The following is a 20,165-nucleotide window of genomic DNA, read 5'->3' on the forward strand; positions in this document are numbered from 1 at the left end:
GGCGGCGTAATTGCGCAAATTTGCGCAGGGCTCTTGTTTTACCGGTCAAGTGGCGCGTACGGTTCCCGACCATCCAGCCGGTTCGCTTCCGGACCCAGCTGACGAGCCCCCCGCTGACGAGACCCCCGCGCGACCCCGTGCCACCGAGCGCCGCCCAGCGCCACCGAGAGGACACCCCCATGCCCAGAACCACCCTGCTCACCACCACCCGGATCGTGGGTGCCGCCGCGGCCACCGCCCTGGTGCTCGGTCTCAGCGCCTGCGGCAGCAGCGGCAGCGGCGCGGGGGGCGCCGCCAAGGCCGGCGGCGGCTTCACGTACTGGTCGATGTGGCGCGCCGAGGAGCCGCAGGCCCAGGTGCTCAAGGCCGCGATCGCCGACTTCACCACCGCCACCGGCATCAAGGTGGACGTGAACTGGGCCGGCCGCGACGTCTCGAAGAAGATCGGCCCGGCCATCGCCGCCAACCAGGCGCCCGACCTCTGGGACCAGGCCAACGACGCGATCTTCGGCGCCACCGCCTCGGCCGGCCAGGCCCTGGACCTCTCGCCCGTGCTGGCCCAGCAGGTGCCCGGCGAGAACGTGCCGGTCTCCCAGGTGATCCCCGCCAAGTACTTCGACATGCTGCCCAAGGACCCGGGCGGCTCGAACCACTACGTGATCCCCTACGAGGTGGCCACCACCGGCCTGTACTACAACGCGGCCGACCCGGACCTGGCCGCCGCGATGCCCGCCGCCCCGGCCGACTGGGCCGGGCTGCTGAAGGTCTGCGACGCGCTCAAGGCCAGGAACAAGCCGTGCTTCGCCTCCGAGGGCGAGGACCCGTGGACCAACGGCCTGTACTTCGACTACCTGCTGAACGGTGGCGGGGTCGACGTCAACAGGCTCGCCACCGACAAGAGCGGCGCGGCCTGGGACGACCCGGCGGTGCTGGCGGCGGCGCAGAAGGTCGAGCAGTTGGTCAAGGGCGGGTACCTGATCCCCGGTTACGACGCCACCAAGTACCCGGCGCAGGAGACCAACTGGGCCGGCGGCAAGGCCGCGTTCCTGATGAACGGCAGCTGGGTCACCGCCGAGGTGGCCAAGCAGATCCCGGCCGGCTGGAAGTTCGGCTCGATGCTGCCGCCCGGCACCAAGGCCCCGGACGCCACCCTGTTCGGCTTCTCCATCCCGAAGAAGGCCAAGCACGCGGAGGCGGCCGAGAAGTTCATCGCCTTCTTCCTGCAGAAGAAGGAGCTGGCCGGCATCTCCACCTCCGCCGGCAACATCACCCCGCGCGAGGACGTCCCCGCGCCGGCCGAACTCGCCGACGCGCAGAAGGCGTTGGCCGGTGCCACGGTGCGGCTCCCGTTCGACGGGGTGGCCGGCAGCTGGTCGCCCAAGGTCCTCGACCAGCACTTCCTCGACCTGTGGCACGGCAAGTCCACCGCCGCGCAGTTCATCGCGAAGTGCAAGGCGGACCAGGTCACGTACTGGCAGACGCAGGGCTGAGCCATGGCCGCCACGCTCCTCGACAAGCCCCGGACGGCCCCCGTCCGGACCCCGCGCCGCCGCGCCGGAGGCGGCGCGGGCAGCCCCCTGGCGCGCCAACAGCGCCGGATGTTCTGGCCGTTCGCCGCCCCCGCGCTGCTGGTCTACGGCGTGCTGTTCCTCGCCCCGGTCGGCTACGCGCTCTGGACCAGTCTGTACAGGTGGGACGGGATGGGGGACATGCAGTGGCGCGGCCTGGGCAACTACCAGGTGCTGCTGAAGGACCCGTCGTTCCGCACTTCGGTGGGCAACACCCTGGAGCTGATGTTCGTCGGCGGCACGGTCACCTTCGTGATCAGCTTCGCGCTGACCCTGGTGCTGCGGGAGATGAAGGCCCGGCTGTTCGCCCGGTCGGTGCTGTTCTTCCCCTGCCTGGTCAACGGCATGGTGTTCGGCATCGCGGCGGGCTTCCTGTTCTCGCCCACCGGCCCGGTCAACCAGGCGCTGCACTTCCTCGGCGTCACCACGCCGCCGAAGTGGCTCTCCACCGACAATCTGCTGCCGATGGTGCTGGGCACCCTGATCTGGACGGCCACCGGCTACTACACCTCCATCATCATGGCGGCCGTCGACCAGATCCCGGCCTACCTCTACGAGGCGGCCGAGCTGGACGGCGCCAACGCCTGGCAGCGGTTCCGGCACGTGACCCTGCCCTGCGCCTGGGACGTGATCTCGGTCTGCGCGGTGCTGTGGACGGTCAGCTCGGTGAAGATCTTCGAACTGATCCTGCTGTTCGGCGGCTCCAGCAGCAACTACCCGCCGGTGAGCAGCTGGAACACCGCGCTGTACGTGTACAGCGAGGCGTTCCCGCAGGCCACCGTCCCCCGGCTCGGGATGGCCACGGCGGCGGCCATCGTGAGCCTGCTGATGGTCACCGTGGCGACGCTGGTGCTGCGCCGGCTGATGCGCCGCGACCCGATCGAGTACTGAGAGAGGCGACGCAATCATGCAGACCGAACGCCGGTCGGCCGGCCTGGCCAGACGGATCGCGACAGCGCTCGTCTGGGGCGTGGTGGCCGCGGACCTCCTGCTGATCCTCTGGATCGTCCTGACCTCGCTGCGCGGGAGCTCGGAGGTGCTGCACCAGGCCTTCGGGCTGCCGGCCCCGCCCCGGTTCGGCAACTACCTCACCGCCCTGCGCGACGGCGGCTTCGGGCCGGCGGCGCTCAACAGCGTGCTGGTCTCGGTGGTCTCCTCGCTGGCTGCCGTCGCGATCGCCGCGCCCTGCGCCTACGCGCTGGCCCGGCGGCGCACCAGGGTCTCCTCGATGCTGACCATGACCTTCGCGATGGGCCTCGGCGTGCCGGGCCAGGTGCTGGTGGTGCCGCTCTTCGTCGGCCTGGCCAAGGTCAACCTGACGGACAGTCACCTCGGCCTGATCCTGGTGTACATCGGCCTGGCGATGCCCTTCACCGTGTTCATGCTGACGGGCTTCTACGCCGGCATCCCCGGCGTGCTGGAGGAGGCCGCGGTGATGGACGGCGCCGGGCCGCTGCGCACCTTCTGGCAGATCGTGCTCCCGGTGGCCCGGGGCGGGCTGATCACCGCCTTCCTGCTGCAGTTCATCAGCGGCTGGAACGAGACGCTGTTCGCCCTGGTGCTGACGCACAGCCAGGACCAGATCACCCTGCCGGTGGCGCTCGCCGAGTTCGTCGCGTCCCAGCAGCTCAACGGAATGGACTACGGCACCATGTTCGCCGGAGTCTGCATCATCCTCGCCCCGATGATCGCGCTCTTCTCCTGGATGGGGACGCGGATCATCCAGGGCATGACGGTTGGGATCGGCAAATGACCTCGACACTGCGCACCGACCTCCTGCGGATCGAGGGGGCGGCCGACCCGGTGGGCACCCTGCCGATCCTGCACGGCATCACCTCGTACACCGCCGAGGGCGCCGGGGCGGACGAGGAGATGCGCCGCGGCCTCTCCTACGGCGCCCCGCACTCGCTGCTCCCGTACACCCGCCAGGACGGCTACGACCGCACCCGCACGGCGCGCGAACTCCCCTGCGTGGTGCTGGAGAACGAGCAGCTCACCGCCACCTTCCTGCCCGGGTACGGCGGCCGGCTCTGGTCGCTGGTGCACCGCCCGAGCGGACGGGAGCTGCTGCACCGCAACCCCGTGCTGCAGCCGGCCAACCTCGCGCTGCGCGACGCCTGGCTGGCTGGGGGAGTGGAGTGGAACCTCGGCACCACCGGCCACTGGCCGCTCACCTGCGAGCCCCTGCACGCAGCCCGGCTCACCGCCCCCGACGGCACCCCCGTGCTGCGGATGTACGCCTTCGAGCGGCTGCGCCGCCTGGTGCTGCGGATCGACAGCTGGCTGCCCGCCGGCTCACCGGCGCTTTATGTGCATGTGAGCGTGCACAACCCCTCGGCCGAGCCGACCCCCGTCTACTGGTGGTCCAACATCGCGGTGCCCGAGGACGCGGACACCCGGGTGGTGGGCCCGGCCGAGCACGCCTTCCACTTCGACTACGTGAGCGAGCTGAAGCGGGTGGAGTTCCCGCTGCTCGACGGGCGGGACCGCAGCTACCCCGGGCGGCTCGACCGGGCCGCCGACTACTTCCTCGACCTTCCCGCCGGGGAGCGCCCGTGGATCGCCGCCCTGGACGGCGCCGGAGCCGGCCTGGTGCAGACCTCTACCGAACGGCTGCGCGGGCGCAAGCTGTTCTGCTGGGGCACCGGCACCGGCGGCACCCACTGGCAGGAGTGGCTCTCCGGCCCCGGCGCCGGCTACCTGGAGATCCAGGCCGGCCTGGCCCGGACCCAGCTTGAGCACCTGCCGATGCCGGCCGGGGAGAGCTGGCACTGGACCGAGGCGTACGGCCTGCTCGAGGTCGATCCGGCCGCCGTGCACGGGAGTTGGGCGGAGGCCCGGTCGGCCGCAGCGGCCGTGCTGGACCAGCTGGTGCCGCCGGCCGAGCTCAAGCGGGCCGAGGCGCTGGCCCACGAGTTCGGCGCCCCCGAGGAGATGCTGGCCGAGGGCTCCGGCTGGGCCGCGCTGGAGATCGAGGCCGGGCGGCTGCCCGCCTCGCCGCTGCTGCCGTTCGGCGCCCCCGGTGAGGAACAGGCGCCCTGGCGGGCCCTGTTGGCCACCGGCGCGCTGCCGGTCTGCGAGCCGCCCGCCGCCCCGGTCACCGGGGAGCGCTGGCGCGCGCTGCTCGAGGCCTGCGCCGAGGACTGGCACGCCCACTACCACCTCGGCCTGCTCCGGCTGGCCGAGGGCGAACGGGAGGGCGCCCGGCAGTCCTTCGAGCGCTCACTGGCCGAGCAGCGCACCCCCTGGGCGCTGCGGGCGCTGGCCTTCCTGGCCGCCGACCCCAAGGAGGCGGCCACCCTGCTGGCCGAGGCGCACCGCCTGCGACCGGCCGAACTCGCCCTGACCGTCGAGGCATTGGACGCCCTGCTGGCCGCCGACCGGGCCGCCGAGGCCCTGCTGCTGATCGAGGCGCTGCCCGCCGAGGCCCGCGCCCACGGCCGGATCCGGCTCGCCGAGGCCAAGGCCGCCCACGCGAGCGGCGACCAAGGCTCGGTCCGCCGGCTGCTGGCCGAGGGCATCCGGGTCGACAACCTGCGCGAGGGCGACACCTCCCTCGCCACCCTCTGGCTCGCGGTGCACCCGGAGCTCCCGGTGCCGCCGTGCTACGACTTCCGCATGTCGGAAGGCTGAGACCCGGCCCCCTGCTGCTCCCCCGTACAGGGGGCCGTCCGCCCGGAGGCCCGCGGCACGCGGGCCCCCGTACCCCCACAAGGAGTTACACAGTGTCAGCTCCTCGCACCAGGGCGGCCGGCGCCTTGCTCGCCGCGCTGCTCACCACCGTCGGCGTCGCCGCGCTCGCCCCCGGGGCCGCGTCCGCCGCCGGCCCGTCCTACACCGTCACCGTCGGCTCCCCCAGCTCCTTCGGCAACGTGATGGACTCCCCGGCCGCCCCCTACCTCGACAAGGACGGCAGCTTCCACTACCAGGAGTCGGAGGCGATCTACGGCCAGACCGACCCGCGGGCCTGGAAGTTCTTCGCCGGCCGCGACTTCGACTCGGCCACGGCGGACAACGGCCTGAACAATGCCGTCAACCCGGCCAACTCCAGCGACAGGAACAACGACACCACCTGGCGCTGCAACAACAGCCCCACCGGCCTGACCGCCAGCCCCGCGCCGAGCGGCTCCAGCTACGCGCAGAAGAACTACTGCGACCTGATCGGCACCTGGGTCGACCCGGACACCGGCGACTGGTACGGGCTGGTGCACAACGAGTTCTCGCCCCAACCCTTCGGCGACGGGCTGCACTTCGACGCGATCGACTACGCGGTCTCCACCGACCAGGGGCACACCTGGACGATCAAGGACCACGCGATCACCTCGCCGTACAGCACCACCCGCGGCGACACCGGCGCCTTCCCCAACCAGACCTACTACTACGGCGACGGCGACCAGCGGCTGCTGGTGGACACCGCCTCCGGCTACTTCTACGTCTTCTACGGCTCGCGGGTGGTCGACAAGAGCGGTGGCTGGAAGGCCTTCTACGAGCACGCGGCCCGGGCCCCGATCGCCGGCAAGATGGCCGCCGGGACCTGGCAGAAGTGGTATGACGGCGCCTGGACCGAGGCCGGGGTCGGCGGCCGCGAGAGCAACATGGTGCCCGCCGACGCGAGCAACCCGACCGGCTACACCCCGGTGGCGAAGGAGTACAGCCCGGCCACCGTGGGCACCTCGGCCCAGCAGATCGCGGCCGGGCAGATGCCGGCCACCTCGCCGCTGTTCGTGATGGACGTGACCTACGACGCGTACCTGGGCCTGTACGTCGGCGAGCCGCAGGCGGTGGACCAGAGCGGCAACGCGCCGCAGCAGTACTACGTGACCAGCGACCTCGCCACCCAGAAGTGGACGCTGGCCGGCGACTCCGGCAGCTACCACACCGCCTCCTGGTACCGCTGGTACCTCGACGGGGCCAACCGCACCAGCTCGCAGATCGTCGGCAAGAGCTTCCGCACCTACTGCAACTTCGGTTGCTCGGGCGGCCGTTCGGGCGAGTACGTGAACGTCACGCTGGATTCCTCGACCCCGGCCGCCGCGCCGGTGGACCTCGCCAAGTCCTATGTGATCGGGGCCGGCAACGCCCGGGTCCTCGCACAGGCCGCCGGCTCCACCGCCACCACCTCGGTGCCGGCCGCGACCGGCTCGGCCCGGGAGAGCTGGGCCTTCGCCGCCAACGGCGACGGGTCGTACCGGATCACCAACTCCGGCAGCGGCCAGCTGCTCGGGGTGGACTCCACCACCAACGCCGGCCGGGCCTGGGGAGCCCAGCCGACCGTCACGGCCGCCAACGGCACGGTGGGCCAGCAGTGGTTCCTGCTGCCCAACACCGCGGCCGCCGGCACCTTCCGGATCGTCAACCGCTACAGCGGTCTGGTGCTCGGCCTCTCCGGCACCACCGGTCGGCTCGCCGAGACCACCCCGGGCCGCAACTGGACCGACACCAGCGGCAGTTCGGTGGGCGGCGGGCGCACCGGCGCCGAGCAGACGCTGACCCTCACGGCCTCCGGCACGGCGCCCGTCCCGGTCTCGGACGGGGCGCACACCCTGACGGCGGGGGGCAAGGCGCTGGACGACCCCAACCACTCCACCTCGCCCGGCACCCAGCTGATCACCTGGTCGCCGAACGGCGGCAGCAACCAGAGCTGGGTCTTCACCCGGCAGAGCGACGGCAGCTACCAGATCGTCAACGGCCAGTCGCAGCTCTGCATGGACGTCAGCGGTGGCTCCACCAGCCCCGGTGCCGCGATCATCCAGTGGACCTGCACCGGCGGTGCCAACCAGCGCTGGATGGTCAGCGCCGTGGCCGGCGGGTACGCGATCTCGGCAGCCAGTGACGGGCTGCTGCTGACCACGGCCTCCACCGCGAACGGCGCGCTGGTCACCCAGCAGGCGGGCACCGGGTCTTCGCTGCAGACCTGGACCATCGGCTGACCTGTGAGTCGGGCCCCGTCGGCGGGGGCCCGACTCCTCCGGTCAACTGGGCAGATTCCACTGCTGGTTGGCGGAGTCGTAGCAGTCCCAGAGCTGGAGCCTGGTGCCGTTGGCCGAGCTGGGGCCGGTGGCGTCGAGGCAGCGGCCGGAGGCGGGGTTGACGAGTTCGCCGTCGGTCTGGGTCTGCCACTTCTGGGCCGAAGTGCCGTTGCAGTCCCAGAGTTGGGCCTGGGTGCCGTTGGCGGTGCCGCCCGAGGTGAGGTCCAGGCACTTGCCGAGGGCCTGGATCGAGCCGTCGGCGGCGACCGTCCAGCGCTGGGCGGCGGTGCCGTTGCAGTCGTAGAGCTGGACGGCCGTGCCGTTGGCGGAGTTCGCGCCCGCGATGTCCACGCACTTGCCGCCGTAGCCGGTGATCTGCCCGGTCGGTGCGGTGGAGCCGGAGCCCTGGGTGCCCGTCCAGGTGAAGGTGGCCGAGGTCTGGGCCGGCAGTGAGTAACCGAAGTGCTCGTTGCCCCAGTTGACGGTGAGGGTCTGGGTGGTGCCCGAGCCGTTGTAGGCGACCAGCGCCTTCGAGCCGTCCGGGTTGAGCCAGGCGACGTTGGGGACGGCCGAGTTGGCGGTGGAGTCGATCCGGTAGGCGCCGGGCTTGACGAACTTGGTGAGCTGGCCCAGGTCGTAGTACTCGACGGTGTAGTCCACCTGTCCGCTGCGGCCGTCGCCGTTGTGGACCGTCACCAGCCCGGTGCAGGTGCCGCAACCGCCGTTGTGCGGGCCCATGTTCTGGTCGACCGCGAGCGACCACTTCACCACCGACTTACCCCAGTTGCGGGTGTAGTCGATGATGTTGTCCATGTCCTCCTGCTGCTGGTTGGAGATCCAGGTGCCGCCGGAGTGCTCGGTGTCGTAGGCGTCCACGCCCGGGTACTTGGCGTGGATGTCGCTCTGGGTGGTGACGCTGCCGCCGTAGCCGTGCCAGGCGATGCCGCCGAACAGCGGGTCGTTGCGCACGGCGGCGTCGTCCACGGTCGGCGCGCCGTAGGAGGCGTAGGTGTCGGGGTTCCAGTCCAGCGCGAGCACCTTGGTGGAGAGCCCGGCCGCGTGCAGGGCGGGCAGCAGGTCGTTCGCCGTGAAGTAGTCGAGACCCGAGCCGTTCCACTGCATCGAGGGGTAACCGGCGCAGCAGGTGGGCTCGTTCTGCACCGAGACGTAGTCGATCGGCACGCCCTGGGCCTGGTATGCCTGGAGGTACTTCACGAAGTACTGCGCGTAGGCGCCGTAGTACTGCGACTGGAGCCAGCCCTGGCTGTACGCGCCGCTGTCCTTCATCCACGGCGGCGCCGTCCACGGCGTGCCCATCACCTTGAGGCCGGGGTTGAGCTGCCGGGCCTGCTTGGTGAGCGGCAGCACGTCGGCCAGGTCGTGACCGATCGAGAAGTTGGTCAGCGCCGGGTCGGCCGGGCCGTCGTCGTAGGTGTAGTTGGAGCGGGCCAGGTCGGAGGCGCCCATCGGGTTGCGGAGGAAGTCGAGGCCGATGCCGGTGGTGGGGTTGAACAGGTTGTTCATCAGCGTGTTGCGGGTGCTCGCGCTGAGCGCGCCGCTGCCGTTGATCAGCCAGGCCGCGGTGTCGGTGAAGGAGGCGCCGGCGCCGGTGAACTGCTGGTAGTGGGTGTGCTCGTCGACGGTGACGACCTGGCCGGCGCCGCCGGTGCCCGCCGTGAAGGAGACCGGGGTCTGCTGGGCCAGGCCACGGGTGACGGTGCGGCCGCCGGAGTCGCTGGTGGTGGTCAGCCAGCTGCCGACGGATTCGCCGGCGGCGTGCGCCGGGAGGCCGGCGGCGGCGAGGCCGGAGGAGAGGAGCGCCGCGAGGGCGGCGGCGCGGGTCAGAACGCGCAGGCGTGCGGACATGGGGGGGTACCGCCTCAAGGGGGAGTGGGGGAGGAGTGCCGGGCCTTGGCGTGAGTGGGGCACCAAAGGCCCTGGTGTGCTACTTAGTTCAAGACGTGATTGAACTCGTCCTGGCGCGGCCGGGTCAAGGGGTCGGACGGTGCGGACCGGTACTGCGGCGCTACGGGACCACGGTGACGGGCCAGCGCCCGGCGCGGACCAGCCGTACCGCGAGCGAGCCCACCAGTCGGTGCCCCAGGCTCCCGGAGGCGCCGACCACCAGGGCGTCGGCCCGGATCTCCTCGGCGTACTTGGTGATCTCGGTGTACGGGTCGCCGGTGCGGGTGGTCAGGGTGAGCTCCACCCCGCGCTGTCGGGCCAGGTCGATCATCCGGTGCAGGTCCTCGGCCGTCGCCTCCGCGCTCTCCCGCGCCGCGACCGCGCCCGCCGCGCTGGCGCCGGCCAGGACGCCGACGTTCGCCACGTAGACCACCAGCAGCCGGCTGCCCTGACGCCGGGCCAGCCCGGCCGCGTAGGCGGCGGCCCGCAGCGAGGTCCGCGAGCCGTCGACCGCGGCCAGGATGGTGGTGGGGCCGTCCGTGCCGAGCTCGAAGGCGTTCTCAGTAGCCGACATGGGCGCCATTCTCCCGCTCCGCGCCCCCGTACCCGCCCCCGGCTCGCCGGGCGACCCGCCCTGAGCCTCCCCGAAGATGACGTACGTTTAGCATTCAACTGCAAGCTCTCGGGTCGGCTCGACCGGGCCGCCGAGGAGGAGGAACCCCCATGGACCAGTCCGTCGTCGACAATGCCGAGAAGTCGCGGTTCGAGATCCGGGAGGAGGGCGAGCTGGCCGGCTTCGCCGAGTACCACCGCTCGGAGGCGGAGATCGCCTTCATCCACACCGAGATCGACCCGCGCTTCGAAGGCCGGGGCCTGGCGGGCAAGCTGGCCCGGGCCGCCCTGGACACGGCCCGCGAGCAGGGGCTGGCCGTGCTGCCGTACTGCCCGTTCATCCGCGGCTGGATCGGCAAGCACCCCGAGTACGTGGACCTGGTGCCGGTCTCGCACCGCGCGAAGTTCGGCCTGGCGGCCGAGTAGCGGCGAGGCGAGTAGCGGCGAGGCGGGTGGCGGCGAGGCGGGTGGCGCTGCGGCGCGCGGCTCGGTGGCGTGCCCCGGCGGACTCGCCGTCGGGGTCATGCTTCTCCTGAGGGCACGTCACCGTCGAGAGGAGCCCGCCGTGAGCGAGTCCGTGGCCGAGCCCGGGAAGCCCGCCGACCGGCCGGTGCCGGTGCCGGTGCCCGGGGCGCAGCTGGGCGACGGGCACCCGGTGGTGCTCGCGCTGTTCGCCCTCACCGTGGTCAGCGGGTTGGTCGACGCCGTGAGCTACCTGGCCCTCGGCCACGTCTTCGCGGCGAACATGACCGGCAACGTGGTGGTGATCGGCTTCGCGCTGGCCGGTGCCCCCGGGTTCTCCGTGCTCGGCTCGACCGTCGCATTGGCGGCCTTCCTGCTCGGGGCGGGGGCGGCGGGGCGGTTGGCGGCCGGTGCCGGGCGGTGGCGGCTGCGGGCCGCGCTGGTCCTGGAAGTCGTGCTGCACGGCGCGGCGGCGGTGGCCGTCTTCGGCTGGGGCACGGCCGGGGCGCTGCAGTACGTCCTGGTGGCCGTCCTGGCGCTGGCGATGGGCCTGCGCACCGGCACCGTCCGCACCCTGGGCGTGCCCGACCTCACCACCACCGTGCTCACCATGACCCTGGCCGGCCTGGCGGCCGACTCCCGCCCGGCGGGCGGCACGGCACCGCGCCAGCGCCGCCGGGTCCTCGCGGTGGTCACCATGGTGGCGGGCGCCGCCTCCGGCGCGGCGCTGGTGCGGCACGGGCAGACGGGATGGGCGCTGGTGGCCGCCGCCGCACTGGCCGGGGCCACCGTCGCGCTCCCTCGTGGGTAGGGCTCAGCCGATCGCCTCGCCCCGGACGAAGCCGGCGAAGCGGTCGGCGAATTCGGCGCTGACGTAGAGGCCGCCGGCGTTCTGGACGAAGAGGTCGAGGTGCTCGGCCGGCCAGTGCTGGAAGATCGGGCCGTTCTCGTGGTCCTCGAAGGCCTGCCGGGAGGTCCAGTCCTGTTCCAGCTCCCAGGCGATCCGGAACCGGGCGGGCAGGATCTCGCCGAGCCGCTCGCGCACAGAGGCCCGACGCCTGGCGCCCGTCGTCCACCGCTTCCTGGTGCGTCTGCTCCGGCGCCTGGACACGGCCTGGAGCTAGGGTCGGGGGGAGAGGTACAGCCCGGCACCGAAGGAGGCTCGGAGTATGGAGACGCTGTTCTTCGACAGCGACAGCCTGGAGGAGACCGAGGAGTTCCTCTCGTCCGCGTACACGCCCATGCGGATCGGCGGCCGGCCCGAGCGGTCCGGGGCGCGGATCGAGCGGCACGCGGCCGACGGACTGCTGGTGGACCGGCTGGCGTTCGACTACACGATGGCTTACGACGCCGGGCAGTTGAACCGGGTCTGCCTGGTCAGCGTGCACGAGGGCGAGTTCGCGGACACCACGCGCGGGGAGGCGGAGCTGTACGGGCCCGGGGAGACCTTCCTGGTGGCCCGACCCGACCGGCCGTACCGGGGTGAGGTGCGGCAGGCCCGGTACACCCTCACGATGTTCGACCCGGGGCTGCTCGGCGAGGTGGCCGGGGTCGGGGGGCGGGCGGACCGGCCGGTGGAGCTGACCGGGTACCGCGCGATCGACGCGGCGGCGAACCGGCAGCTCGGCGCGACCGTCGCCTACCTGCGCGACCACGTCCTGGCCGAACCCGGCGTCGCCGACAGCCCGTTGGCGGTGGCCACCGCCGCCCGGCACCTGGCCGCCGTCACCCTGGCGACCCTGCCCAACAGCACCCTCGAGGTGCGGGCGCAGCCCACCGACCACCGCGACGCCACCTCCGACACGCTGCGCCGGGCCACGGCGTTCATCGAGGCCAACGCCCACCGCGACATCGGGCTGGCCGAGATCGCCGCCGCCGTGCCCGTGACGCCCCGCGCGGTGCAGTACGCCTTCGCGCGCCACGCCGGGACGACGCCGCTGGCCCACCTGCGGCAGGTGCGGCTGGTGCGGGCGCACCAGGAGCTGCTCGGCGCCGACCCGGCCCGGACCACGGTGACGGCCGTCGCCGCCCGCTGGGGCTTCACCCACCCGGGCCGGTTCTCCGCCCTCTACCGGCGCCGGTACGGCCTGCCGCCCTCGACCACGCTGCGCGGCTGAGGGCGGCAGGATCAGGGTGAGGGCAGGCCGTCGGGGGAGGCGAGGTCGAAGACCAGCGTCGTCCGGGTGAGTTCGAGCAGGCGGAGCAGCTGGCTGCTGGGGGCCGTCAGGCAGAAGGCGGTGCCCTGGGCGAGGGCTGCGCGGCGCGCCCGCAGCAGTTCGTTCAGGCCGCTGGAGCTGCAGAAGCCGAGGGCGCTGCAGTGCACCTCCACCCGCTGCGGGGCCGGGCGGCCCGCGAGGGCCTGGTCCAGTGCCGCCCGGAGCGCGTCGGCCGTGTCCAGGTCGGCCTCGCCGCTGAGCGTGAGCGTGCGGACGCCGCTCGGGAGGGTGCGCAGCCGGATGTGCAGACCATGGCTCATGCGCGGGGGCCTTCTTCCTGGGGAGGAGAGCAGTACGGGTCCTCCCACCGTGGTCGGCTCCGGGCGGCGGGCGCAGCACCCGGGGCGAAGTCCTGCGGCGGTGCAGGACGGAAAACGAAGCCCGCAGCCGCCGGTCGGACCGGTCGGGTGGTGTCCGGGCGACGGGTGGGGGGAAGGAGGCAGGAGTGCCGGCAATCCCCCCGGGCGTGGCCCGAGCCGTCCGGCGCGGGCTGCGGGACCCCGCGTCGGTGCTCACGCTGCGTGCGACGGCGGCGGCCACCCTCGCCTACGTGGTCGCGCTGCGCCTCAGCAGCGAACCGGCTCCGCTGACGGCACCGCTCACCGCGCTGCTGGTCGTCCAGGTCACGCTCTACTCCACCCTCACCACCGGCATCCGCCGGGTGAACTCGGTGGTGGCCGGGGTGCTGATCGCGATCGGGTTCAGCGCCGTCACCGGCCTGAGCTGGTGGAGCCTCGGGCTGATCATCCTCGCCGCGCTGACGGTCGGGCGGTTCGTCCGGGTCGACGAGTTCGTGAACGAGGTGGCGATCAGCGCGATGCTGGTGCTCGGCGTGACCAGGCTGGCCTCGCAGGCCTGGGACCGGGTGCTCGAGACCCTGGTGGGGGCCGGGGTCGGGCTGCTGTTCAACCTGGTGTTCGCGCCACCGGTCTGGGTGGACACGGCCGGCCAGGCCGTGGAGGACCTGGCCCGGCGGGCCCGGCACCTGCTGCTGCGGATCGGCGAGGAGCTCGACGGCCCGAGCCGGGCCGAGCGGGCCGCCGAGCGGCTGCACGAGGCCCGCCGGCTCGACCAGGCGATCGCCGAGGTGGACGCCGCGCTGCGCCAGGCCGAGGACAGCCTGCGGCTGAACCCCCGGATCAGCGAGGGCCTGCTCTCCCGGGTGGTGCTGCGGACCGGGCTCGACACCCTGGAGATCTGCGTGGTGGTGATCCGGGTGCTGGCACGCTCGCTGACCGACCTGGCCAAGCGGCGCGAGCCGGAGGCCGGGCTCTTCCCGCCCGAGGTGACCGTGGAGCTGGAGGAGCTGCTGGCCCACCTCGGCGGCGCCCTGGTCAGCTTCGCCGTGCTGGTCTCCACCCAGGTCAGCCGGAACGCCGAAGAGGCCGAGGCCCGGCTGGCCGCCGAGCTCGCCGCCGCCTGGGCGGTGCGGGACAACGTGGCCCAGCTGCTGCTCCGGAAGGTCCAGGAGCACCCGGACGCCTGGCAGCTGCACGGCTCCCTGCTCGCCGAGATCGACCGGATCCTGGACGAACTCGCCCTGGACCACCGCTCCCGCCGCCTGATGGAGGAGCTGGACCGGGCCTCGGCCACCCGGCGGGACCGCCTCCCGCGCCTTGCGCGGCTCCAGCGCCTGTCGCGGCTGACCGGGCGAGGCCGCCCGACCGCCTGACGGCGCGCGCGGCTGCGCACGGAGGTGGGCATGGGAACGCGTCGGCGGGGCAGGCGATGGACGCAACCGATACGAAGGAGGCAGTCCCGTGGTTCCGCTTCTACTGGTCCTGTTGCTGGCCCTGCTGCTGTTCGGTCTCGGCTTCGCGGTGAAGATCCTCTGGTGGGTGGCGATCTTCGTCCTGGTGGTGTGGCTGCTGGGCTTCCTCGCCCGGGGCACGAGCTCGGCGGGCGGCCGCGGCCGCTGGTACCGCTGGTAGTCATGACCCCCGATCCCGAACCCGGCCACGGCCGGCGGCCGGGCCTGGCCCGACGGCACCCCCGGCACGAGCGCCGGGGCGAGGCCCGGCTGCCCGGGGTGATCGCCACCCTGGTGGCGGCGCTGCTCTACCTCGCGCTGCCCCAGGGGCTGCTCGTCGGCCCGCGCTACGTGCTGCCCGCGCTGGAAGTCCTGCTGCTGATCCCGCTGATCGCCGTCAACCCGCGCCGCCTGACCAGGCAGAACCGCTTCTCCCGGACGGTGTCGCTGGTGCTGGTCGGTGTCATCGGGGTCAGCAACCTCATCGTGCTCGGCCTGCTGGTGCGGGCGCTGGTCTCCAGCGAGGTGAAGGACGGCGGCCCGCTGCTGCTGGCGGCCCTCCAGGTGTGGGCCACCGACATCATCGTCTTCGGCCTCGCCTTCTGGGAGCTCGACCGGGGCGGGCCCGTCGTGCGGACCCAGGCGCCCCGCTCCGAGCTGCCGCTGGCCGACTTCCGGTTCTCCCAGGACGAGAACGACGACGCGGTGGAGGAGGTCGCCGACGGTGCGAGCCGCTCCAGCGACTGGACCCCCGCCCTGGTCGACTACCTGTACGTGTCGGTGACCAACTCCACCGCGTTCAGCCCGACCGACACCATGCCGCTCACCACCCGGGCCAAGCTCCTGATGAGCATCGAGAGCATCGCCGCGCTGATCACCTCACTGCTGGTCATCGCCCGCGCCGTCGCCGCCCTGCAGTGAACCCCCGGCATCCGAGGGGGAGCTCAGGAGGACGGCCGCCGGACGGGCAGAACCGGTAGGGCCGACAGGCCGCGCATCAGCCGGGTGTGCCGCCAGGCCAGCTCGGTGGCCGGCACGGCGAGGCGGAGATCAGGGAAGCGGGAGGCGCAGGCCCGGAAGGCGATCTCCCCCTCGGCGCGGGCGAGGGCGGAGCCGAGGCAGCGGTGGATGCCGTGGCCGAAGGCGAGGTGGCCGCGGGCGTCCCGGGTGAGGTCGAGCTGGTCAGGGGCGGTGAAGTGGCGGGGGTCGCGGTTGGCCGCGCCCGGGGCGATGAGCACGGGGCAGCCGGGCGGGATGTCGATGCCGCCGAGGGTGAGGGCCTCGGTGGTGAAGCGGAAGGTGGCCGTGCTGACGGGGGAGTCGTAGCGCAGCAGCTCGTCGACCGCGGTGGCGGCCAGTGCCGGCTCCTCGCGCAGCCGGCGCAGCGCGCCGGGGTGCTGGAGGAGGGCGAGGAGACCGTTGCCGATCAGGTTGGTGGTGGTCTCGTGGCCGGCGACCAGGAGGAGGACGGCGAGGGAGACGAGTTCGTCCTCGGAGAGCTGCGCCGCTCCCTCGCGGGCACGGATCAGCTCGGTCAGCAGGCTGTCGTCCGGCGCCCGGCGTTTGGCGGCGAGGAGCTCGGCCAGGTACTCGGCGACGGCGTGCGAGGCGGCGTCGATCCGGTCGGGCCGACCGGCGGCGAAGAGCTCGTTCGACCAGGCGCGGACGGCGGGCCGGTCCGGTTCGGGGACGCCCAGCAGTTGGCAGATCACGGTGACCGGGAGCGGGGCCGCGAAGCCCTCGATCGCGTCGGTCGGCTCGCCGGGCACCCACCGGTCGAGCAACTCCTCGGCCACGCGCTCGATGTACGGGCGCAGCCGCTCCACCGCCCCGGGGGTGAAGGCCTTGGCGGCCAGGCTCCTGAGCCGGTGGTGCCGGGGCGGATCCGTGGCCAGCATGCTCTGCGACACGGCCGGGTGAAGGTTGCGGCTGCTTTCCCTGCCGGCGAAGAACCGCGCGGTGTCCTTCGAGAGCCGTGGGTCGGCGAAGGCCGCGCGGGCCTCGGCGTAGCCGGTGACCAGGTAGCTCGACCGGCCGTCGGCGGCCGGCAGGTGCCGGACCGGGGAGGAGGAGCGGAGCGCCGCGAAGGTGGGGTACGGGTCGTGGAAGAAGGCCGGATCCTGGAGCGGGTGGCTCATGTTCGTCCCTTCACGGTCTCGCGCACCGAGGCCCGGTGGTGCAGGCCCGGGCCTGCACCACCGAGCTTAGCCAGGGCGGCCCGGCGCGGAGGTGTCCCGCCCGGTCGGAGCGTTCACCCCGTGATGTCGGCCGGCCTCGGCCGCGTGGTGACCGGCCGGCGGGGAGCACGGTTCGGCAGCGAGAGCCGGAAGACCTTGCGCCAGGCGGAGACCACCTGCTTGGGCAGCGGCCCGGAGACGTACGCCAGCTCGTACTTGTCGAACAGCGCGCGCACCTTCACCGCGACCTCGGCGTACCGGTTGCTCGGCAGGTCCGGGAAGAGGTGGTGCTCGATCTGGTGCGACAGGTTGCCGGTCATGAAGTGCATCGCCCGGCTGCCGCTGATGTTCGCCGAGCCCATCATCTGGCGCAGGTACCACTGGCCGCGCGTCTCGCCCTCGATCGAGCGGCGCTCGAAGATCTGGACGCCCTCGGGGAAGTGCCCGCACATGATCACCGAGTGGGTCCAGACGTTGCGGACCAGGTTCGCGGTGAAGGTGGCGGCGAGCGTGGTGAGGAAGGACGGGCCGGAGAGCAGCGGGTGGAGCACGTAGTCCTTGAGCACCTGCTTGCGGATCTTGCGGCCCACGGCCCCGGCCCGGGCGCGGAACTCCGGGTCCTTGCGGCGGTGCCCCCGCAGGTTCTTGCCGAGCTGCAGGTCGTAGGCGGCGATGCCGTACTCGAAGAAGCAGGCGTTCAGGAGGTTCCACAGCGGCTGGCCGAGGTGGAACGGGTACCACCGCTGGTCCTCGTCGACGCGCATGATGCCGTAGCCGAGGTCGTTGTCCTTGCCGATCACGTTGGTGTAGGTGTGGTGCAGCTCGTTGTGCGCGTGCTTCCACTGCTCGGAAGGCGAGACGTGGTCCCACTCCCAGGTGGTGGAGTGGATCTTCGGGTCCCGCATCCAGTCCCACTGGCCGTGCAGGATGTTGTGGCCGATCTCCATGTTGTCCATGATCTTCGCCACCGAGAGACCGGCGGTGCCGATCAGCCACGCGGGCGGGAAGAAGGAGAAGAGGAGCACGGCCCGGCTGGCCAGTTCGAGCTTGCGCTGCGCCGCGATGACCTTGCGGATGTAGGCGGCGTCACGCTCGCCGCGGTCGGCGATCACCTCGTCGCGGATCGCGTCCAGCTCGCGGCCGAGCTCCTCGATCTGCGCCGCGGTCAGGTGGGCGGTGGGGTCGATGGCGGTCAAGGCGCTTCTACCGTTCGATGTCGCAGGGGCCCGCCGCGGCGGACACACAGGTCTGGATGAGGACGCCCGGCCCGGCCTCGGTGATCTCGCCGGTGCGCAGGTCCCGGACGGCGCCCGCCTTGAGCGGCGTGACGCAGCCGAAGCAGATGCCCATGCGGCACCCGGAGGGCATGAGCACGCCGGCCTCCTCGCCGAGGTCGAGCAGCGGGGTGGCGCCGTCCGCCCCGACGGTCTTGCCGGTGGCGCTGAAGCTGACCTCGCCGCCGCTGCCGTGGTCGGCGAGGACGAGGTTCGGGCGGAAGCGCTCGGTGCGCAGGCGCGCCCGGAGGCCGCGCCCGGTCCAGTGCGCCTCGGCGGCGTCGAGCAGGCCCGAGGGCCCGCAGGCCCAGGTCTCGCGCTCGGCCCAGTCGGGCACGAGCTCGTCGAGCCGGGCGAGGTCGAGCCGGCCGTCCGTGGCGGTGTGCACCTCGGTGAGGCGCAGCTGCCGCTCCGCGGCCAGGCCGTGCAGCTCCGCGCGGAAGATCACGTCCTGCGGCCGGGGCGCGCAGTGGACCAGGACGACGTCGGCCGGCCTGGTGTCGCGCAGCATGCCCATCACCGGGGTGATGCCGCTGCCGGCCGACAGGTAGAGCACCTTGGCGGGCGTGGCCGGCGGCAGCACGAAGTCACCGGCCGGCTGGTCGAGCTGGACCAGGGTGCCGGGTGTCGTCCGGCGGACCAGGTGGTTGCTGACCTTGCCGTCCGGGACCGCCTTCACCGTGATCGTGATGCGGCCGTCCCGGCGGTCCGTGGGGGAGGTGATGGAGTAGGAGCGCCACAGGCGCCTGCCGTCGACATCGACCCCGATCCGCACGTACTGACCGGCCGTGTGGCCGCGCCAGCCCCGGCCCGGCCTGATCACGATCGTCGCGGCGTCGGCCGTCTCGGGGTGCACGGCCTCGATCCGTCCACGGAGGTCGGCGCCCGCGCGCAGCGGGCTGACCAGGTCGAGGTAGTCCGACGGGAGCAGTGGCGTCGTGACCATCTCCAGCAGCTTCCATGCCCTGCTGCGGAGGGCTGCACTCGTCATGGCCCCAGCTTGCTGCGCTTTGGGGCGTAAAGTCCTGACCGTAGGACGTAAATCTGATCAGCAGGATTGTTCGCAGGGAACAAGAACGTGAGCCATGCAATCCGGAGGGCCGGCGAGCCGGCCCTGGACGAGCCGACCGTCGCCGCGCTGCGGGCCGCGCTGACGGCCACCGCCGAGGAAGTCGTCGAGGCGATCATCGACGAAGTCCCTTCCTACGCCAACGCCCTTTCGGGCCGGATGGGCGGCACCATCCGCCGAGCCGTCCGCACCGCCCTCGGGCACTACCTGGATCTCGCGAGCGGGAAGGCCACGGGGGGCGACGCCACCGGCGCGGCCTACGAGCTGGGCCGCGGCGAGGTGCGCGACGGCCGCTCGATGGACGCCCTGCTCAGTGCCTACCGCGTCGGTGCCCGGGTGGCCTGGCGGTGCCTGGCGGCGGGTGCCGTACCGGCCGGACTGCCGGCCGCGGAGGTCGCCAAGTTCGCCGAGCTGACCTTCGCCTACATCGACGAGCTCTCGGCCGCGAGCGCCGCCGGCCACGCCGACGAACTGGCCGCGCGGGGCAGGGACCGCGAGCGCCACCTGGAACACCTGGCCCGCGAGCTCCTGGCCGGCGCGAGCCCGGACGTGCTGCTGGCCTCCGCGCAGCGGGCCGGCTGGCAGGTGCCGGTCTCGCTGACCGTGGTCCTGCTGCCCGCCGCCGAGGCCCGACCCGCCTACCGCACGCTCGACCCCGGCGCGCTCGTCCTCGACGATCTGCCGGAGAACGCCGGGGCGCTGCTCGTCCCCGATGCCGACCGGGCGCACCTGCTGCGGCAGCTGACCGACCGCACGGCCGTGGTCGGCCCGGCCCGGCCCTGGACGCGGGCGTGCGCCTCGTACGAACGGGCGGTGCGGGCCCGGTCCCTCTCCGCCGACATCCGCGACACCGAGAGCCACCTGCCCGAGCTGGTGCTGAGCGCCGACGCGGACGCGTTCGCGGATCTGCGGGCCCGGGCCCTCGCACCGCTGCGGGCCCTGCCCGCCGCCACCGCGCGGCGGCTGGAGGAGACGTTGCGGGAGTGGCTGCTGCACCAGGGCAGGCGGGACGAGGCGGCGGCGGCGCTGTACGTCCACCCCCAGACGGTCCGGTACCGGATGTCGCAGTTGCGGGAGCTGTTCCCGGACCTCGCCTCGCCCCACCGGGTGCTCGAACTCACGCTGGCGGTGGGCCTGGGAGCGCACTGACGATCACCCGGAAT

19 protein-coding genes are annotated in these 20,165 nt (G+C 72.7%); 12 read left to right on the forward strand and 7 right to left on the reverse strand.

All coding sequences use genetic code 11. The features are described 5' to 3' along the window. Window positions 1–179: 179 nt before the first annotated feature. The 5 genes from CFP65_RS35845 (at window position 180) to CFP65_RS35865 (ending at window position 7,498) form a co-directional block, all read left to right on the forward strand. A complete protein-coding gene (locus tag CFP65_RS35845) occupies window positions 180–1,490 on the forward strand; it encodes an ABC transporter substrate-binding protein (RefSeq protein WP_104820088.1) in 1,311 nt (436 codons plus the stop codon). Window positions 1,491–1,493: 3 nt separating this feature from the next. Beyond that, entirely contained in the window at window positions 1,494–2,459 is a 966-nt protein-coding gene (locus CFP65_RS35850; RefSeq protein ID WP_104820089.1) for a carbohydrate ABC transporter permease, read from the forward strand. 16 nt (window positions 2,460–2,475) lie between these two features. Then, window positions 2,476–3,321 carry a carbohydrate ABC transporter permease gene (locus CFP65_RS35855; RefSeq protein ID WP_104820090.1) on the forward strand — a complete coding sequence of 282 codons (846 nt, stop codon included), beginning with the start codon at window positions 2,476–2,478 and terminating at the stop codon, window positions 3,319–3,321. Further along, the gene (locus CFP65_RS35860; protein ID WP_104820091.1) at window positions 3,318–5,201 is read left to right on the forward strand and encodes a DUF5107 domain-containing protein; all 1,884 of its coding nucleotides are present in this window, start codon (window positions 3,318–3,320) and stop codon (window positions 5,199–5,201) included. The genes CFP65_RS35855 and CFP65_RS35860 overlap by 4 nt, the downstream gene beginning before the upstream one ends. Window positions 5,202–5,293: 92 nt before the next feature. After that, window positions 5,294–7,498: an RICIN domain-containing protein gene (locus CFP65_RS35865; RefSeq protein WP_217368221.1), complete on the forward strand. Its 2,205-nt coding sequence runs from the start codon at window positions 5,294–5,296 to the stop codon at window positions 7,496–7,498. A gap of 42 nt (window positions 7,499–7,540) precedes the next feature. Here CFP65_RS35865 and CFP65_RS35870 read toward each other — a convergent pair whose 3' ends face one another. Both CFP65_RS35870 and CFP65_RS35875 read right to left on the reverse strand, forming a co-directional pair. Further along, window positions 7,541–9,403, reverse strand: coding sequence for a ricin-type beta-trefoil lectin domain protein (locus CFP65_RS35870; protein WP_104820092.1), 1,863 nt, complete (start codon window positions 9,401–9,403; stop codon window positions 7,541–7,543). Window positions 9,404–9,563: 160 nt separating this feature from the next. Next, window positions 9,564–10,016 (reverse strand): universal stress protein, encoded by a 453-nt coding sequence (locus CFP65_RS35875; protein WP_104820093.1) that lies wholly within the window; start codon window positions 10,014–10,016, stop codon window positions 9,564–9,566. Between the two features lie 149 nt (window positions 10,017–10,165). Here CFP65_RS35875 and CFP65_RS35880 point away from each other — a divergent pair, with 149 nt between their 5' ends. Together CFP65_RS35880 and CFP65_RS35885 are read left to right on the forward strand one after the other, a co-directional pair. Continuing rightward, a complete protein-coding gene (locus CFP65_RS35880; RefSeq protein WP_104820094.1) occupies window positions 10,166–10,480 on the forward strand; it encodes a GNAT family N-acetyltransferase in 315 nt (104 codons plus the stop codon). Between the two features lie 139 nt (window positions 10,481–10,619). Then, complete coding sequence (locus tag CFP65_RS35885; RefSeq protein WP_371682501.1) at window positions 10,620–11,327, forward strand: YoaK family protein; 708 nt, start codon at window positions 10,620–10,622, stop codon at window positions 11,325–11,327. Between the two features lie 3 nt (window positions 11,328–11,330). Here CFP65_RS35885 and CFP65_RS35890 read toward each other — a convergent pair whose 3' ends face one another. Continuing rightward, entirely contained in the window at window positions 11,331–11,561 is a 231-nt protein-coding gene (locus CFP65_RS35890) for a hypothetical protein (protein ID WP_104820096.1), read from the reverse strand. Between the two features lie 124 nt (window positions 11,562–11,685). Here CFP65_RS35890 and CFP65_RS35895 point away from each other — a divergent pair, with 124 nt between their 5' ends. After that, window positions 11,686–12,633, forward strand: a complete 948-nt coding sequence (locus CFP65_RS35895) for an AraC family transcriptional regulator (protein WP_104820097.1) — start codon at window positions 11,686–11,688, stop codon at window positions 12,631–12,633. A gap of 11 nt (window positions 12,634–12,644) precedes the next feature. Here the strand turns inward: CFP65_RS35895 and CFP65_RS35900 are convergent, their stop codons facing one another. Further along, entirely contained in the window at window positions 12,645–12,992 is a 348-nt protein-coding gene (locus CFP65_RS35900) for an STAS domain-containing protein (RefSeq protein WP_104820098.1), read from the reverse strand. 194 nt (window positions 12,993–13,186) lie between these two features. On the opposite strand from CFP65_RS35900, the gene CFP65_RS35905 reads away from it, so the two are divergent. The 3 genes from CFP65_RS35905 to CFP65_RS35915 all read left to right on the forward strand — a co-directional run bounded on the left by CFP65_RS35905 (window position 13,187) and on the right by CFP65_RS35915 (window position 15,403). After that, window positions 13,187–14,404, forward strand: coding sequence for an aromatic acid exporter family protein (locus CFP65_RS35905; protein WP_254553240.1), 1,218 nt, complete (start codon window positions 13,187–13,189; stop codon window positions 14,402–14,404). An 88-nt stretch (window positions 14,405–14,492) separates the two neighbouring features. Next, window positions 14,493–14,663 (forward strand): hydrophobic protein, encoded by a 171-nt coding sequence (locus tag CFP65_RS35910; protein WP_104820100.1) that lies wholly within the window; start codon window positions 14,493–14,495, stop codon window positions 14,661–14,663. A 2-nt stretch (window positions 14,664–14,665) separates the two neighbouring features. Continuing rightward, window positions 14,666–15,403: a hypothetical protein gene (locus tag CFP65_RS35915; RefSeq protein ID WP_168219648.1), complete on the forward strand. Its 738-nt coding sequence runs from the start codon at window positions 14,666–14,668 to the stop codon at window positions 15,401–15,403. A 23-nt stretch (window positions 15,404–15,426) separates the two neighbouring features. Here CFP65_RS35915 and CFP65_RS35920 read toward each other — a convergent pair whose 3' ends face one another. From CFP65_RS35920 to CFP65_RS35930, 3 genes are all read right to left on the reverse strand, one after another. Next, the gene (locus CFP65_RS35920; RefSeq protein ID WP_104820101.1) at window positions 15,427–16,620 is read right to left on the reverse strand and encodes a cytochrome P450; all 1,194 of its coding nucleotides are present in this window, start codon (window positions 16,618–16,620) and stop codon (window positions 15,427–15,429) included. Window positions 16,621–16,733: 113 nt separating this feature from the next. Further along, a complete protein-coding gene (locus tag CFP65_RS35925) occupies window positions 16,734–17,855 on the reverse strand; it encodes an acyl-CoA desaturase (RefSeq protein ID WP_104820102.1) in 1,122 nt (373 codons plus the stop codon). A 7-nt stretch (window positions 17,856–17,862) separates the two neighbouring features. Next, window positions 17,863–18,924 (reverse strand): ferredoxin reductase, encoded by a 1,062-nt coding sequence (locus CFP65_RS35930; protein WP_104820103.1) that lies wholly within the window; start codon window positions 18,922–18,924, stop codon window positions 17,863–17,865. 87 nt (window positions 18,925–19,011) lie between these two features. Here CFP65_RS35930 and CFP65_RS35935 point away from each other — a divergent pair, with 87 nt between their 5' ends. Next, window positions 19,012–20,151, forward strand: a complete 1,140-nt coding sequence (locus CFP65_RS35935) for a CdaR family transcriptional regulator (RefSeq protein ID WP_104820104.1) — start codon at window positions 19,012–19,014, stop codon at window positions 20,149–20,151. Window positions 20,152–20,165: the final 14 nt, after the last annotated feature.

The organism is Kitasatospora sp. MMS16-BH015, assembly GCF_002943525.1.
GTDB lineage: Bacteria > Actinomycetota > Actinomycetes > Streptomycetales > Streptomycetaceae > Kitasatospora.